This is a genomic window from Streptomyces sp. NPDC021100, from assembly GCF_044333095.1.
Classification (GTDB): Bacteria; Actinomycetota; Actinomycetes; order Streptomycetales; family Streptomycetaceae; genus Streptomyces.
In genome coordinates this window covers 136,479-150,044 of record NZ_JBIRQH010000002.1, presented here as the reverse complement: position 1 = coordinate 150,044, position 13,566 = coordinate 136,479, and the positions used below count along the sequence as shown (strand labels likewise).

Sequence of the window (13,566 nt, the reverse complement as noted above, 5' to 3'; positions counted from 1 at the left end):
ACCTGCTGCTGGTTCCGCTCGTTGACCTTCGTGATGCGAGCCCACTGCACGAGACCTCTCGTTACGCCCGAGCTGCCGAGCTCCCGCACAGACCGAGGCCCGCGTGGTGCGCTGGTGCCGCGAACGGCTGGTGAGGTGTCGGCCCGACCTGGTGAGGTCGAGGCCCGGGATCAGGTTGTAAGCCGCACCCGACGACAGCCGGCCCCTCGTCCTGGACCTGTGGCGGCCCGAGGAAGCCTGCGAACCGCTCCCGTCGTCAAGCAGGGCGGTGGCCGGCGCACCGGGCGGCGCGCCGCCCTCGGCCCCCGCTTCGGCGGTGCTCAGCCGGTCGGGTGACCGCCCGTCCCGGTCGGCCTCTCGGCCCCGCCGTGCTCCGCGGCCGCTGTGGCGGCGGCAAGGCCGCGCTCCATGGCCTCGGCCAGACGCTCCAGTGCTTGGAGCACCTCCTCGCGGTGCTCACCGAGTGCTTCCAGCAGCCGGGCCTCGACCTCCAGCTGGCGAGGGAACAGCGCGTCCATCGCGGCCTTGCCCGCTTCCGTGACGCTCACCAAAGTGGCGCGCCGGTCGGCGGGGTGGGACGTGCGTTCGACAAAGCCGCGCTTCTCCAGCTTCGCCAGCGCCTTGCTGACGCCCGCCCGGGACATCCCCCGGTGCTCGGCGATGCGGCGCGCGATGACCGGCTCGTCCAGATGCCGCAGCGGCACCAGCAGGTCGACCTCGGGCGCGGTCAGCGGCGCTCCTTCGTACAGCGGCTCCACGACGCCGTCACGCAGCGCCATGATCCTTTTCAGGAGACCGACGACCTCCATGGGCGAGGTGTCGAGCCCCGGGCCGTGAGCGGCCCATCGGGCGTGGACGGAGGATGCGGAAGGGAGCACAGGAACCACCTTTGTAAACCGGTGAACCACTGGTTATCGTTATGTCCATGATATCGAGTTCCACCTCCACCTCGGACAACCGGAAGCCGGTCGGCGCCGCCCGTTCGCCCGCCCGTCCGCCCGCCCCTTCCGCGCGCACCGGCGGGCTGCTGGTCGTGCTCGGCGCGCTGACGGCGGTCGCCCCGCTGGCCACCGACATGTACGTGCCGGGCTTCCCGACGATGGGTTCCGCCCTGCACACCGGCAGTTCCGCGATTCAGCTGACCATGACGGCCTTCCTGGTGGGCCTGGTCGTCGGCCAGCTCCTCCTGGGCCCGCTCAGCGACAGCCTGGGACGACGCAGGCCGCTGCTGGCCGGCGCCACCGCGTTCGTCGTGTTCTCCCTGCTCTGCGCGGTCGCACCGAACGTGTACCTGCTGGTCGCCGCGCGCTTCCTGCAGGGCGTGGCGGGTGCGGTCGGCATGGTGCTCGCCCGGGCCGTGATCACCGACCGCTTCGCCGGGCCGGACATCCCCCGCTACTTCGCGGTGCTCTCCCAGATCCTCGGCGTGGCCCCGGTCGCCGCCCCCGTTCTCGGCGGGGCGATCCTGGCCGTCTCCACCTGGCGGGCGGTCTTCGGGGTGCTGACCTTGATCGGTGTCCTGCTGCTGCTCGGAGTACTGACCAAGGTCCCGGAATCACTGCCACCGGAGCGCCGCCAGGGCGGCGGGCTCTCCGGCACGTTCCGGGCCATGGGACGTCTGATGGGCAATCGCCCCTTCATGGGCTACGTCCTCGTCCTCGGCACGGCCGCGGCGGCCCTGTTCGCCTACATCAGCGGATCCAGCTTCGTCTTCGAGCACATCCATGGCGTCTCCGCCGGCACCTACTCGCTCATCTTCGCCCTCAACGCCGTCGGCATGCTGCTCGCCGGCACCGTCTTCGCCCGGCTCGCCCGGCGGGTCCGGCTGAACACGCTGCTCGCCGCCGGCGTCGCCACCGCGGCCGCCGGAGCGCTGGCCCAGGTGATCGTCACACTCGCCATCGGCGAGACCTTCGCCGGGTCGTGGATCACCCTCTGCGTCGTCCTGTGCGGCATCGGCATGATCTTCCCCGCGGCCATGAGCCTCGGCCAGAACCTGGGCCGCGCCACGCCGGGAGCCGCCTCCGCCCTCCTCGGCGGCCTGCAATTCCTCTGCGGCGCCATCGCTTCCCCGCTGGTCGGCGTCTTCGGCGAGGACAGCTCCCTGCCGATGGCCGCCATCATGCTCGCCTCCCTCGCACTGGCCGTCCTGGCGCTGCTCTTCCTGGTCCGTCCCCGGCAGGCCCACGGCGAAGTGGCCGCAGGAGCCCGCTGACGCGGCCGCGGACCCGGCGGGAGCCCGGCCGCGCGGCAGAGTCGTGGTGCGCCGCCCACCCCGGGATGCCGGGTCCGGAGCGGGGTGACGCCCCGCAGTGAGGGGTGCGAGGAAGCGCGTTGCATGGACGCCGGAGCGGCCTTTACCCTGTTCGAGTTCCGCTTGGTGCCCATTCCGGGGCCCGGCGCTGTGTTTCGAGGTGACGACTTATCTCCCAGGCCGCGTCGCCGTCCGCAGTTCCCCCACGTTCTGATCGTTCGAACGTGTCCGGGGGCGGACGTCGCACTGGCCTGAGTTGCGTCACCCACCCCCGCGTTTCCCTGTCATTTTCCGGGTGCAGCTCTGCCGTCTGCCCCGGGTTTCGTGTTTTCCGGCCCCGGTGCGGCTGACGGCAGGGCTCCCCGGCTCCTTGGATCAGGAGCCCCCGCAGTGCCTTCCCCCGCGCTCGACAACGAGCCGCAGCACACCACCGAGCCCCCACACCACCCCGCACCCGGACTGTCGAGGATGGGCCTGGCCGCCTGGATCGCCCTCCTGGCGCTGCTGGGCGCCGAGCTGATGGACATGATCGACCAGTCGGTGGTCCTGACCGCCCTGCCCGCGATCCAGGAGTCGACCGGCGCCGGACCGGACGCGGTGCAGTGGCTGACCACCGGCTATTCCCTGCCCGTCGCCGTCGGGCTGATCACCGGCGGGCGCCTCGGCGACCTCTACGGCCGGCGAAAGGTCCTCCTGATCGGCACCGTCGTGTTCACCGCGGCCTCGCTGCTGTGCGGCCTGGCTGCCGGGCCGGGCGTGCTGATCGGCGCCCGCGCCCTCCAGGGCGTGAGCGTGGCCATCATGATCCCGCAGATCCTGGCCACCCTCCACGTCACCTTCGACGGGCACAACCGCAGCAAAGTATTCGGTCTCTACGGGGCCGTCATGTCGCTCGCCAATGTCCTGGGCCCGGTGATGGGGGGCCTGCTCACCGAGGCCGACCTGTTCGGACTGTCCTGGCGGCCGATCTTCCTGGTCAACGTGCCCGTCGGCCTCGCCGTGCTCCTCCTGGGACGCCGGTTTATCCCCGAGTCGGCCGTGAAGAAGGCCGCCCGGCTGGACCTGACCGGCATGCTGCTGTCCGCCCTGGCCATCGTCCTGATCGTCTTCCCGCTCACCGAGGGGCACCTCCATCACTGGCCGCTGTGGTGCTTCGCCCTGCTCGCCACCGGTCTCCTCGCCCTCGGCGCCTTCCTGCGCCAGCAGCGGCGCAAGCAGAACAACGCCCCCCTGGTGGCACTGTCCCTCTTCCGGGGCAGGCAGTTCTCCGGCGGCATGGCCGCGCAGCTGATGCACGGCCTGCTGTGCGGGCTGTTCTTCATGACCTGGACCCTCTACCTCCAGCGCGGACTGGGCATGAGTCCCTTCCACGCCGCCCTGGCCTTCGTGCTGCTCTCCGTAGGAGAGCTGGCCGGTGCGACCATCACCGCGAAGAGCGGCGGACGCTTCGCCCGCCGGCTGCCGCAGGCCGGAGTCCTCATCACGCTTGCCGCGATGGCTGCCTACGGGCTCCAGATCGACGCGGGCCAGGGGGGCCTGACCCTGCCGGCGATGACCGCTCCGGTGGTGCTGATCGGGTTTGGCCTCGGCATGGTCAGCGGCCCGCTCGCCGACATGTCGCTGGCCAGGGTGCCGCACGAGGACGCCGGGTCCGCCTCGGGCCTGTTCAACACCGTCATGCACCTGGGCATCGCCCTCGGCACCGCGCTGACCGCCCTGGTGTTCTTCGCCACCACCGGCGGCTCGCCCGACGCCGCACTCCACCGCGACGCGTTCATCACCGTGCTGTGGTGGGTCGGCAGCCTCCTCGCCCTGATGTGGGCCCTGATGTTCTGCCTGCCCAAGCCCACGAAGAACCGGGCCGGGTAAACCGGGTTCCCAAGGCGGCGGCACCTCCCGGTGCCGCCGCCTCTCCCCGAACACCTCACACCACCACGAGGGCCGAAATCTCGGGCGGAGGGGAACGGGTGCCACGCGTTCGTCAGATGTGGGCTGGCTGAGGCATATCGGGCAAGTCACGGCAACGTGGTTGCAGAAACGCGACAGCGGTCTCGGCAAGTGAAGTGGCATGGCTGCAGACCGGGGCGCCAAGGACGGCGGCCCTCTTGGGGCCGTCGAGACCGGGGCGCAGGTGACCGCCTGAGCGCATCCCGGAGCGCTGGACGTTCAGCCCAGCAACCTCAGGCTATGCCTTGCGGTGTCTCGGCAGCGGTGACGAAGACCTCGGTCGCACCGAGGATGCGTCCGTTGGCCTGGACCTCGATGCGGTGAGGGCCGGGGCGGATCGTGCGGACCGACAGGCTCGCGAAGCGGTGCCGGCGTGAGAAGTGGACCGCTTCGCCCGCGGGGAGGTCCCGGACGGTCAGCTTGAACACCTTGCCCGCCTTGGGACCGCGGACGCCTTGGTAGTGGACCAGGTAATCGATCGCCGCCGTCGTCGCCTCGGTGGCGTGCAGCGTGAAGGTGACGCTGGTCGCCTCCCCGATGGAGATGGCGGACGGTGAGCAGGCGAGGTTGGTGATGCTGATCGGGGCCTGGTGGTCGAACCCGAGAACCGCGAGAGCTTCCGGGTGCCCTCGTTTGACGAGCGTCCGCAGACCGTGGCGCACGACGAAATCGCCCTGCGTACTGTTGCGGGACCATCGCCGTGCGGTGTCGAGGACGAGGTCGGGGTGATCCTTGCTGATGTCGTTCAGGTGGTTCGCCACGGAACGGCGCACGTAGAGGGACTCGTCGTCGACGAGAGCCTCCAGCAGCGCCAGCGCGGGAGCGGGATCGGCGACGAACCGGGAGAGCCGCTGTGCCCAGGGCAGGCGCGGGCGCGTGCCCTCCGAGACAAGCCGCCGAACGTGTTCGTCCGGGTCGGTGGTCCACGCCCTGAGCCGGTCCATCGTCACCTCGTAGTGGGCGTCGACGAACGGGCGGATCGCGAACTCGGCAGTGTGGCGGGGAGTGAGCGCGGCCAGCAGCGGCAGCGCGATGTCGGGCCGGTCCAGCAGCGCCGAGGCGACGTAGGCGTTGACGGGCATGGAAGCCCATCCCGTGAGGCCCCCGCCGGCGAGGGCGCCACGGATCACCCGGTCAGCCTCTTCGGGGGACGCCGGCATCGTCGCCGAGAGGGCACGGGCGATCTGGTCGATACGGGCCTTCAATTCCAGTTCACCGATACCGGCGCCCGCGAGCTGCTCGAACGCCGTCCGATCGAACGACGCCGAGGCACCCGCGAAGTCACCCGCGAGACGCCCGATGAGCTCCGGCGACAGTTCGCCCTTGAAATCGGCCATCTCAACGCCCGCCAATGGTCACGTCGAGGCCCCCGGCCGCTCGCCCTGTACGGCCCCCGGCCGACGGAAGAACGGGCTCGATGCTCTCCCTCTGTTCGTTCGGGAGCGGCGGGAATTTCGACCGGGATGTCATGGTCTCGAGTCTGCCACGGACCACTGACACACGGCCCGGGCCTCAACCACTCTGAGCTGCGACGACATCCCGCCTCAAGCAGCTTCGGGGCATGGACGGCCATGCATCGGACCTGGAAGACGAGGTCGTCGCCGTCCACCGGTTCTCGCCGACCGCGATGCCTCACGAAATCTCCTCTCGGTCGACGGCCGTAAGGTATCGCTCCGCCCGCCTTGGCAGAGCCTGCCGGACACCACCGTTCGGAAGCGGGTGCTGTTCGATGACGGAACAACCTTCCCCGTCCCCCCTCGCGACCGCAGCTTGACGCCTTGGCCTCGTGAGGTGTCCAACGGCGGCCGGGGAAGCGGCTCTCACGAGCCGGCGGTCTGCCGGGCCGCGTAGCGGCGGGCCTTGGCGCGGTTGCCGCAGACCCGCATCGAACACCAGCGGCGGCTGCGGTTCTTGGACGTGTCCCAGAAGACCCAGGCGCAGCCGTGCTCCGCGCAGCGCTTGAGGCGGGCCGCCTCGCCGGTGACGGCCAGTTCGCTCCAGGCGACGGCCAGGGCGCCCAGCGCGCGCCGCGCCGGGGGTGCCTCGGGGTCGGGGACCAGGGCGGCACCGGTGGTGCCGGGGCGCAGGACGGCCCGCAGCGGCAGGGCCGCCAGCGCCGCCTCGGCGGCCTCGACGTGCCGGGGGTCGGCGGAGTCGCCGACGTGGATGCCCAGTTCCTCGCGGAGTCCGGCGCGCAGGGCCAGGGCGAGGCGGTGGTCCTCGGCGCCGGGCGCCGGGTCCCCGGCCGGGAGCCCGTGCTCGCGGAACCAGGCGGCCAGTTCGGCCGGGCCGGGCAGGTCGTCGGTCCCCTGCTCGACGTCGACGGTGTTGACGAACGCCTCGACCAGCAGGGCCGCCGGCGGTGCTTCACGCATCTCGTACCTCCCCGCACAGCTTAACCGGCTATCGCGGTTACCGGTTGACGGGTGATTGCTCCCCGTGTCAGGCTCCCGTCCCGCTAACCCGTCATCCGCATTAGGGGGTTAACCGTGAGCATCGCGGGAGACGCCGTCGCCACCGGAGGGCGGGCGGCGGAGGAACAGGCCGCGGGGGAGCGGGCCGCGGACGGGCCGTCCGCCGGAACCCGCAACTCCGTCGTGCTGCCGGTGTTCACCGTCGTCACCAACCTCGCGGACGGCGTCACCAAGGTCGTCCTGCCGCTGCTGGCGACCCGGCTGACGACGTCCCCCGCGCTCGTCTCGGCCGTCTCCCTCGCGCTGACGCTGCCGTGGCTGCTGACCGCCCTGCACATCGGCGTCCTGGCGGACCGTGCCGACCGGCGGAAGCTGCTGTGGCTCGCGGACGGCATGCGGCTGCTCGCCGTCGGCGGGCTCGCCGCGACGGTGACGACGGGCCGGGCGGGCATCGCCGTCCTCCTCGGGGCCGCCCTCGTGCTGGGCGTCGCCGAGGTCGTCGCGCTCACGGCCGCGGCGGCGCTCGTCCCCGCCCTGGTGCCCCCGCCCCGCCGGGAGCGGGTGAACGCGTGGATCGCCGGGGCGGAGACGGCCGCCAACGAGTTCGGCGGCCCGTTCGTCGGAGGCCTCCTGCTGGCCGCCGGCACGGGCATCGCCCTCGGCTCCGTCTGGGTCGTCTACGCGGCCGGCAGCGGCCTGCTCCTGTTGCTCGCCGGCCGGTTCCGGCCCGTACCGTCCGGCCCCGCCGGCGGGCCGCGGCCGGACGTGCACCGGGAGATCCGGGACGGACTGCGGTTCCTGTGGCGGGAGCCGCTGCTGCGGACCATGTCCCTCACCCTCACGGTGCTCTGCGCGAGCTGGGGCGCCTGGACGGCCCTGATGCCGGTGGTCGCCACCGGCCGCATGGGTCTGTCGGCCGGCGACTACGGGATCATGGTCAGCGCCCTCGGGCTCGGCGGGCTGACCGGAGCCCTCACCGTCGCCCGCGTCAACCGGCTGCTCGGCCGGCGCCGGGCCCTCCTCGCGGACCTGGTCACCACCTTCCTGATGGTGGCCGTACCGGGGCTGACGGGCAGTCCGTGGGCCGTGGCCGGCGCGGCGTTCCTCGGCGGACTGGGCGGCACCCTGTGGACCGTCAACGCCCGCCTGATCGGCCAGCATCTCGTCCCGGACGCGATGATGGGCCGCTACAGCGGCGCCCACCGGCTGCTCAGCTGGGGCGCGATGCCCCTCGGCGCGGGCGTGGCGGGGCTGCTGGCCCAGGGCTTCGGGGAGCGGACCGCCTTCCTGGTCTTCGCGGCGGCTGTCGTCCTGACCGTCCCGCCGTTCCTGCGCACGGCGACGGCGGAACGGCTGCGGAAGGTGAGGTGAAACGGCCCGTTCCGCCCCTCCCCGCCCCCCTTCACCCGTCATTTCCCGGCCAACTCGCACACCTGTCCACGCGAGGCATTCGGCGCTGCACCAGCACCGCGAGTCACACGCCTCCGCCGGAGCGTGGCCGATCCCTTTCGGGCGGTGCAGTCACGGGAAACACGGCTGTCTACTCTCCTCCGCCATGCGCCCTACAACACGCAGACGCCTCGGTCTCTCCGGTCTCCTCGCCCTCGGCATCGGCCTGCCCGGCCTGGTCCAGCAGCCGGCCTCGGCGGCCGCCGCGCCGCCCATGACCATCACCGCCGACAAGCCGTCGGCGACCCCCGGCTCCACGGTCACCCTCACCATGACCTTCACCAACGACCAGACCACGAACACCCAGTTCGTGTACCAGTCGATCCAGCCGACCTGGACCACCTCGCAGGACCCCGGGCTGAAGTACACCTTCAAGTCCTGCACCGGTGAGGCCGTCCAGTGCGACGTCAACAAGCAGACCGGCGTCGTCCGCTACAACGTGCCCGTCGTCCCGGGCGCCACCCGCACGGTCAAGTTGACCTACGACATCGCCGCCGACTCGGCCTGCGGCCCCAGCAGGCGGATCGACCTCTACTCGTACGTCTACTACGAGTACCAGGGCGGCCAGGCCAAGAAGGACGGCGTCTACACGACGGGCACGGACGTCGCCTGCGCCACGCCGCCCGCTCCGGCGGCCGGGGCGAGGGCCGAGGCCACGGCGGACAAGGCCGTCAAGGCGGCGGACCTGGTCACCGCGCAGCAGCTGCTGGAGCAGCGGCGGCACGTGGCGGCGATCCGTCACTGACCTCCGCCGGACGGGCACGGGCCCGCCCGCACTCCGTACCCCGCACTCCCGCACCCGCACCAACGAGAAGGCCCCGCCGGTACCGGCGGGGCCGCCCTCGTCTCAGGGGCCGCTCTCGTCTCCGGGACCGATCCGTCTCCGGGGCTGATCCGCCTCAAGGGCTGATCCGCCCCAAGAACTGATCCGTCTCAGGGATTGATCGTGAACGAGACGTCGCAGTCCCCGCACTCGCCGTAGGCCGACCCGTCGTCCCGGGGGAAGATCGTCGTATTGGCGCTGCCGCAGGCGGGGCAGTTCATCCGCGCCCCTCAGCTCTGGAAGACGGTGTGCACCCCGAGGCAGCCGTCCACCTGGCACATCACCAGGACTCCCAGCGTGCCCTGATCGTGGACCGACACCTTCGAACTGTTGCAGGTGCGGCACCGGAGCAGCCCCTTCGACCCCAGATGCGCGCGGGCCCGTGCGTCGATGGTCTTGGAGTTGCCGATGCGGGAAGTCATATCGTCACCTCTCTGTCTGCGCCCGTCGCCCCATGGTCCCCCGCGGGCGGCCGCGCTGTCCGGCGAACGGGGAGTCTCCCCGGGTCCCGTCAGCCCCGCCGCGCCGTCGTGTGCGCCCGTACCCCGGCCAGCCCCAGGAAGACGAGGGTGACGGCCGCACCGGCGACGACCGCGCCCGCGAGCCGGGCGCCGCTCGTCGTCCCCCCGGCCAGCACCGCCGCGAAGACCGCCACCGCCGCCGCCAGCCCGACGAGCAGCCAGCCCGTGAACGCCCGCCGGGGGCGGGCCGGTTCGCCGGGGACGGGGCCGCCGAGCACCGCCCAGTGCCGATCGGTCTCCCGCCGTTCGCGCCCCCGTTCGACGAGGGCGCGCGAGCGCAGCGCCGCGCAGATCGCGCCGCCCGCCGCGGCGACGCCGCCGATCGTCGGCCAGCCCGCCCCGGCCAGCAGCAGCGGCGCCAGCAGGGCCGTCGTCCCCCAGCCCGTCAGGCAGGCGCCGGCCGCGAGCCGGCGCGATCTGGGCCGGTCGCCGCCCGCCCGGACGTCCGTGACGGCCGGCAGGTACCAGACGCAGCCGGACGCGCACAGCACCACGACGCCGAGCGCCAGGACTGCGTGGGACATGACGTTCCTCCTCGGAGCGGAGCCTGGTCGCAGCGCGGGCCCCGACGACGCGCGGAACCGGGAGGAGCCGGGGTCGCCACAGGTCGGCGGCTCCTCCCGGCCCGCGTCCAGGATCGGCGGCCCGGCCCCGGCCGGACGCTGGGCCGAACGGACCCGACGTGGTCCAAGAGTCCCCTGACGCACCGTCACGCCACAGCATGACGCACCGTCAGAACACCGGTGCCGACGCTCCGGAAGGGCCGAACGGCCCTGGTGGACGGGGCCCCTCGGGCACAGGTGCCGGGTGCCATACTGGCGCGCGCCGCCCACGCGGACGGCCGGGACCGGCCGCAGCAGGCAGCCGGCCCCTACCACCCCTCCGACAGGAGTCCCCGCACCGTGTCACGCCACGACTGGAGCGCCCCCGCCACCCGCCCGCACGTCCCCGCGTCCGGACGGCGCGCGCGGGCCCATCCCCCGCACGGCCGCCACGCGCGCCGCGGCGACCGTCCGGCGGGGTGCTGACATGAGCCCCGTTGGCGACGAGTACCACGGCCTGCTGGCCCGCCACGACGCGATGCGGCTCCGCCGCACGCTGCTCTCCCAGGGCGAGCGGCGAGCCCCCGCCGCACCGCGCCGGACCGCGGCCCCCTACGACGGCGCGGCCGACCAGCGGGAGATCCTGCGCGGACTCGACCTCGTGTCACCCTTCGACGAGCTGATAGCCGAGCTCTACGACGAACTCTTCCAGCGGTGGCCCTATTTGCGGTCGCTGTTCCCGGAGTCCATGGAGTTCCAGCGCCGCCACCTGGCGCACATCTTCCACTACCTCATCGAGCACCTGCACGACCCGGACGAGGTGACCGTCACCTTCAGGCGCCTCGGCCGCGACCACCGCAAGCTGGGCGTCCGGCCCGCGCACTACGAGGCGTTCGAGGCCGCTCTGCGCGAGGCGCTGCGCCGCACCGCGGGCTCACGCTGGACGGACGCCATGGAGACGGCGTGGCTGCGCATGCTGCGCTTCGCCGTGGCCGCGATGGTCGAGGGCGCCGAGGCCGCCCTCGGCGAACCGCCCGCCTGGCAGGCCGAGGTGACCGCGCACGAGCGGCTCCGCCGGGACGTGGCGGTGCTCCGGGTGCGCACCGGCGAACCGTACGCCTACCGCGCCGGCCAGTACGCGGCCGTCCAGTCGCCGCGGCTCCCGCAGGCGTGGCGTTATTACTCGTTCGCCAACGCCCCGCGCCCGGACGGGGAGCTGGAGTTCCACGTCCGGCTGGCCGGCGGCGGGGGAGTGAGCGAGGCGCTGGTGGCGGACACCCGCGTCGGCGACACGCTGCGCCTGGGACCGGCGAGCGGCACGATGACGCTGGACGACGACCTCGCCGGCGACGTCCTGCTGGTGGCCGGGGACACCGGCTGGGCCCCCGCGAAGGCGTTGTTGGAGGAGCTCTCCTCGGGCCGCGCGGGGCAGCACGGGGTGCACCTCTTCCTGGGGGCGCGGAGTCTCTCCGACCTCTACGACGCCGAGACCCCGGCGACCCTGGCCCGGCGCCGGCCCTGGCTGCGGGTGGTGCCGGTGCTCGAGGACGGGCCGGGGCCCGGCCGCTGGGAGGCGGTCGCCGACGCGGTGCTGCGGCACGCCGACTGGTCCCGGCGCACGGCGTTCGTCGCCGGTCCGCCCGCCCTCGTCCGGGCGATGACGGCGGGGCTCGCGGCGGCGGGCCTGCCCGCCGGGCGGGTGCGGCACGACCCGCTGCCGGCCGTGCGCGGCATGTCGGAGCTCACCGCCCGCTGACGCCGGGGCCGGGGCGTCGCGCTGCCCCGGCCCGCGCCCGGAGGCGCCGGATCAGAGGTTGTTCTCGGCGTCGATGCACCACTGCATCCGCCGCTGGAGGGCGTCGGCCTCCGACCGGGTGTTCCGCGCGGCGTCGTGGTAGCCGGAGTGGTCCAGGCTGTTGGCGCGGTCCCGGAGCCGGGCGACCTGCTGGTGCATCTCCGGCACGTTGCAGGTGACCCCGGCCGCGGCGGCGGACTGCGCGGGCAGGGCCGTGAAGACGACGCCCGCGGCCATCGCGGCGGTCACGACGAGGGTGGACATACGACGCATTGCTGTCTCTCCTTGCTGCTGGTGCCGGGTCCGGCGGACCCTCTGACGGGCACCGGGCGGTCACCCTACCCCGGCAAGATCAACTTCCGTGACGGGCGGCCGGGGCTCAGCGCCGCCGGGCCGTCAGCCAGGGGGAGAGGGGCACGCCCACGTGCTCCTTGTACGTCACATCGCCCGGCAGCGGGACGACGAGGGTGGTGGCCGGCGGGAAGAAGCGGCTGACGATGTGGGCGGTTCCGGAGAACAGGGCGCGCAGGAAGTGCGCCACGTGCTCGTGCGCCACGTCCGGGAAGTCCACGCCGTCCACGACGACGCGGGTGTCGCCCTCCGGATGGACCGTCAGCTCGACGTGCGGCGGGCCGGCCAGTTCCACGAACGCCTCGTGCGGCAGCGAGCCGTCGGGGTCGGTGACCGCGAAGAGCGGGGCCGAGGTGCGGCGGGCCACCTGGTCGGCACCGATGTCGTGCGCGACGGCGGTCACCGTGCGCCCGTACTCCGCCGCGACCTCGCGGACGGCGGTGACGACGGCTTCCGTGCTGAGGTGGGGGTCGGTGCTGGTCATCGGCCCATCATGCAGGCCCGCGCGGGCGCGGTGCGGGGCGGGGTGCGCGCGGGTCCGCATGATGGGCGGCCGCGGGCGGGCGGACGCGGAGGGATCAGCCCGCCGCGGCCAGGCGGGGCGGCTGGATCGCGGTGAGCACCTCGTGGAGCCGGTGCAGCGCCTCCGGCCGTACCGAGTAGCAGATCCGCACGCCCTTGCGGCCGCCCGGCGCGGCCTGACCGCCGGAATGATCGTGCGCGGCCTGGTCAGCGCCGCGTACTACGGCGGCGAGTCCTTCTTCCCGCTCAGCATGACCCGGGTCATGGGGCTGGACACCCTCGGCTCCGGCCTCGCGCTCTCCGCGGGCGCCCTGACCTGGGTCACCGACGCGTGGCTCCAGGCCAGGCTGGACACCCGGGGCGGGGGGTCCGGCCGGCACGCGCGGGTGGTGCTCGGCTTCGTGCTGCTGGTGGCCGGGGACGGCATGATCGCGCCGGCCGTGGGCACCTCACCGGAGAGCGTCGCGCTCGCCGTGGGCGGCTGGGCCGCCGCCGGACTCGGCATGGGCTTCGTCTATCCCGCCGTCACCACCATCGTCCTCTCCCTGGCCCCAAGGAGCGGAAAAGGGTGGCCAGTTCGGGGCTCCAGCTGTGCGAGACGCTCTCCGTGGCCGTGATGACCGGTGTGGGCACGGCCGTCACCGCCTACGGCTCCTCCCACGGCTGGGGCGACGGCCGGGGGCTCGGCCTCATCTACCTCGCCGCCGCCTGCGCCCTCCTCGGCATCGCCGCCGGCCTGCGCACCGCGGTCCGCCGCACCACCCGCGGGACGGAACCGGCCGGCCAACCCGCTGCCGAATCGGCCGCCCAACCCGCCCCTGAGGCCACCCCCGAGGCCGGGCGCTCGGCGTGACCCCGGCGGCTTCCCGGTCTGCTGGCCGGGAAGCCGCCCGGGACCCGATGTCGTACCCCCGTGCTGTGATGGACGCAGTGATCCCGACGACGCGG

General features: G+C 73.2%; 14 protein-coding genes. 7 read left to right on the top strand and 7 right to left on the bottom strand.

From position 1 onward, the window contains the following. Nucleotides 1-320 precede the first annotated feature (320 nt). Nucleotides 321-878 (bottom strand): MarR family winged helix-turn-helix transcriptional regulator, encoded by a 558-nt coding sequence (locus tag ACH4PU_RS04255; RefSeq protein WP_398265702.1) that lies wholly within the window; start codon nucleotides 876-878, stop codon nucleotides 321-323. Between the two features lie 47 nt (nucleotides 879-925). Between ACH4PU_RS04255 and ACH4PU_RS04250 the strand changes: the two genes are divergently transcribed. Together ACH4PU_RS04250 and ACH4PU_RS04245 are read left to right on the top strand one after the other, a co-directional pair. Next, a complete protein-coding gene (locus ACH4PU_RS04250) occupies nucleotides 926-2,215 on the top strand; it encodes a multidrug effflux MFS transporter (RefSeq protein WP_398265699.1) in 1,290 nt (429 codons plus the stop codon). A gap of 429 nt (nucleotides 2,216-2,644) precedes the next feature. After that, entirely contained in the window at nucleotides 2,645-4,123 is a 1,479-nt protein-coding gene (locus ACH4PU_RS04245) for an MFS transporter (RefSeq protein WP_398265696.1), read from the top strand. A gap of 311 nt (nucleotides 4,124-4,434) precedes the next feature. Here the strand turns inward: ACH4PU_RS04245 and ACH4PU_RS04240 are convergent, their stop codons facing one another. Then, complete coding sequence (locus ACH4PU_RS04240) at nucleotides 4,435-5,538, bottom strand: DNA alkylation repair protein (RefSeq protein WP_398265693.1); 1,104 nt, start codon at nucleotides 5,536-5,538, stop codon at nucleotides 4,435-4,437. 483 nt (nucleotides 5,539-6,021) lie between these two features. Then, nucleotides 6,022-6,576: a CGNR zinc finger domain-containing protein gene (locus ACH4PU_RS04235; RefSeq protein WP_398265690.1), complete on the bottom strand. Its 555-nt coding sequence runs from the start codon at nucleotides 6,574-6,576 to the stop codon at nucleotides 6,022-6,024. Nucleotides 6,577-6,696: 120 nt separating this feature from the next. Here ACH4PU_RS04235 and ACH4PU_RS04230 point away from each other — a divergent pair, with 120 nt between their 5' ends. Together ACH4PU_RS04230 and ACH4PU_RS04225 are read left to right on the top strand one after the other, a co-directional pair. Then, on the top strand, nucleotides 6,697-7,986 hold the full coding sequence (locus ACH4PU_RS04230; RefSeq protein WP_398266941.1) for an MFS transporter: 1,290 nt from the start codon (nucleotides 6,697-6,699) through the stop codon (nucleotides 7,984-7,986). Between the two features lie 184 nt (nucleotides 7,987-8,170). After that, nucleotides 8,171-8,809, top strand: a complete 639-nt coding sequence (locus ACH4PU_RS04225) for a hypothetical protein (protein ID WP_398265687.1) — start codon at nucleotides 8,171-8,173, stop codon at nucleotides 8,807-8,809. Between the two features lie 308 nt (nucleotides 8,810-9,117). Here the strand turns inward: ACH4PU_RS04225 and ACH4PU_RS04220 are convergent, their stop codons facing one another. Beyond that, entirely contained in the window at nucleotides 9,118-9,309 is a 192-nt protein-coding gene (locus ACH4PU_RS04220) for a hypothetical protein (RefSeq protein ID WP_185945408.1), read from the bottom strand. An 89-nt stretch (nucleotides 9,310-9,398) separates the two neighbouring features. After that, entirely contained in the window at nucleotides 9,399-9,932 is a 534-nt protein-coding gene (locus ACH4PU_RS04215) for a hypothetical protein (RefSeq protein ID WP_398265683.1), read from the bottom strand. A 505-nt stretch (nucleotides 9,933-10,437) separates the two neighbouring features. On the opposite strand from ACH4PU_RS04215, the gene ACH4PU_RS04210 reads away from it, so the two are divergent. Continuing rightward, entirely contained in the window at nucleotides 10,438-11,706 is a 1,269-nt protein-coding gene (locus tag ACH4PU_RS04210) for a globin domain-containing protein (RefSeq protein WP_398265680.1), read from the top strand. A 51-nt stretch (nucleotides 11,707-11,757) separates the two neighbouring features. Here the strand turns inward: ACH4PU_RS04210 and ACH4PU_RS04205 are convergent, their stop codons facing one another. Both ACH4PU_RS04205 and ACH4PU_RS04200 read right to left on the bottom strand, forming a co-directional pair. Continuing rightward, a complete protein-coding gene (locus tag ACH4PU_RS04205; RefSeq protein ID WP_398265677.1) occupies nucleotides 11,758-12,018 on the bottom strand; it encodes a hypothetical protein in 261 nt (86 codons plus the stop codon). Between the two features lie 106 nt (nucleotides 12,019-12,124). Beyond that, nucleotides 12,125-12,580 carry a hypothetical protein gene (locus ACH4PU_RS04200; RefSeq protein ID WP_398265675.1) on the bottom strand — a complete coding sequence of 152 codons (456 nt, stop codon included), beginning with the start codon at nucleotides 12,578-12,580 and terminating at the stop codon, nucleotides 12,125-12,127. 226 nt (nucleotides 12,581-12,806) lie between these two features. Here ACH4PU_RS04200 and ACH4PU_RS04195 point away from each other — a divergent pair, with 226 nt between their 5' ends. Both ACH4PU_RS04195 and ACH4PU_RS04190 read left to right on the top strand, forming a co-directional pair. After that, the gene (locus tag ACH4PU_RS04195; RefSeq protein ID WP_398265672.1) at nucleotides 12,807-13,235 is read left to right on the top strand and encodes a hypothetical protein; all 429 of its coding nucleotides are present in this window, start codon (nucleotides 12,807-12,809) and stop codon (nucleotides 13,233-13,235) included. Beyond that, entirely contained in the window at nucleotides 13,187-13,471 is a 285-nt protein-coding gene (locus tag ACH4PU_RS04190) for a hypothetical protein (protein ID WP_398265669.1), read from the top strand. Before ACH4PU_RS04195 ends, ACH4PU_RS04190 begins: the two co-directional genes overlap by 49 nt. The last annotated feature ends 95 nt before the right edge of the window (nucleotides 13,472-13,566 follow it).

Excerpts from the sequence above, each read along its gene's own strand:
- ACH4PU_RS04250 (WP_398265699.1), top strand. The coding sequence starts at position 926 with ATGATATCGAGTTCCACCTCCACCTCGGACAACCGGAAGCCGGTCGGC.
- ACH4PU_RS04240 (WP_398265693.1), bottom strand. The coding sequence starts at position 5,538 with ATGGCCGATTTCAAGGGCGAACTGTCGCCGGAGCTCATCGGGCGTCTC.
- ACH4PU_RS04235 (WP_398265690.1), bottom strand. The coding sequence starts at position 6,576 with ATGCGTGAAGCACCGCCGGCGGCCCTGCTGGTCGAGGCGTTCGTCAAC.
- ACH4PU_RS04225 (WP_398265687.1), top strand. The coding sequence starts at position 8,171 with ATGCGCCCTACAACACGCAGACGCCTCGGTCTCTCCGGTCTCCTCGCC.
- ACH4PU_RS04220 (WP_185945408.1), bottom strand. The coding sequence starts at position 9,309 with ATGACTTCCCGCATCGGCAACTCCAAGACCATCGACGCACGGGCCCGC.
- ACH4PU_RS04215 (WP_398265683.1), bottom strand. The coding sequence starts at position 9,932 with ATGTCCCACGCAGTCCTGGCGCTCGGCGTCGTGGTGCTGTGCGCGTCC.
- ACH4PU_RS04210 (WP_398265680.1), top strand. The coding sequence starts at position 10,438 with ATGAGCCCCGTTGGCGACGAGTACCACGGCCTGCTGGCCCGCCACGAC.
- ACH4PU_RS04205 (WP_398265677.1), bottom strand. The coding sequence starts at position 12,018 with ATGCGTCGTATGTCCACCCTCGTCGTGACCGCCGCGATGGCCGCGGGC.
- ACH4PU_RS04200 (WP_398265675.1), bottom strand. The coding sequence starts at position 12,580 with ATGACCAGCACCGACCCCCACCTCAGCACGGAAGCCGTCGTCACCGCC.
- ACH4PU_RS04195 (WP_398265672.1), top strand. The coding sequence starts at position 12,807 with ATGATCGTGCGCGGCCTGGTCAGCGCCGCGTACTACGGCGGCGAGTCC.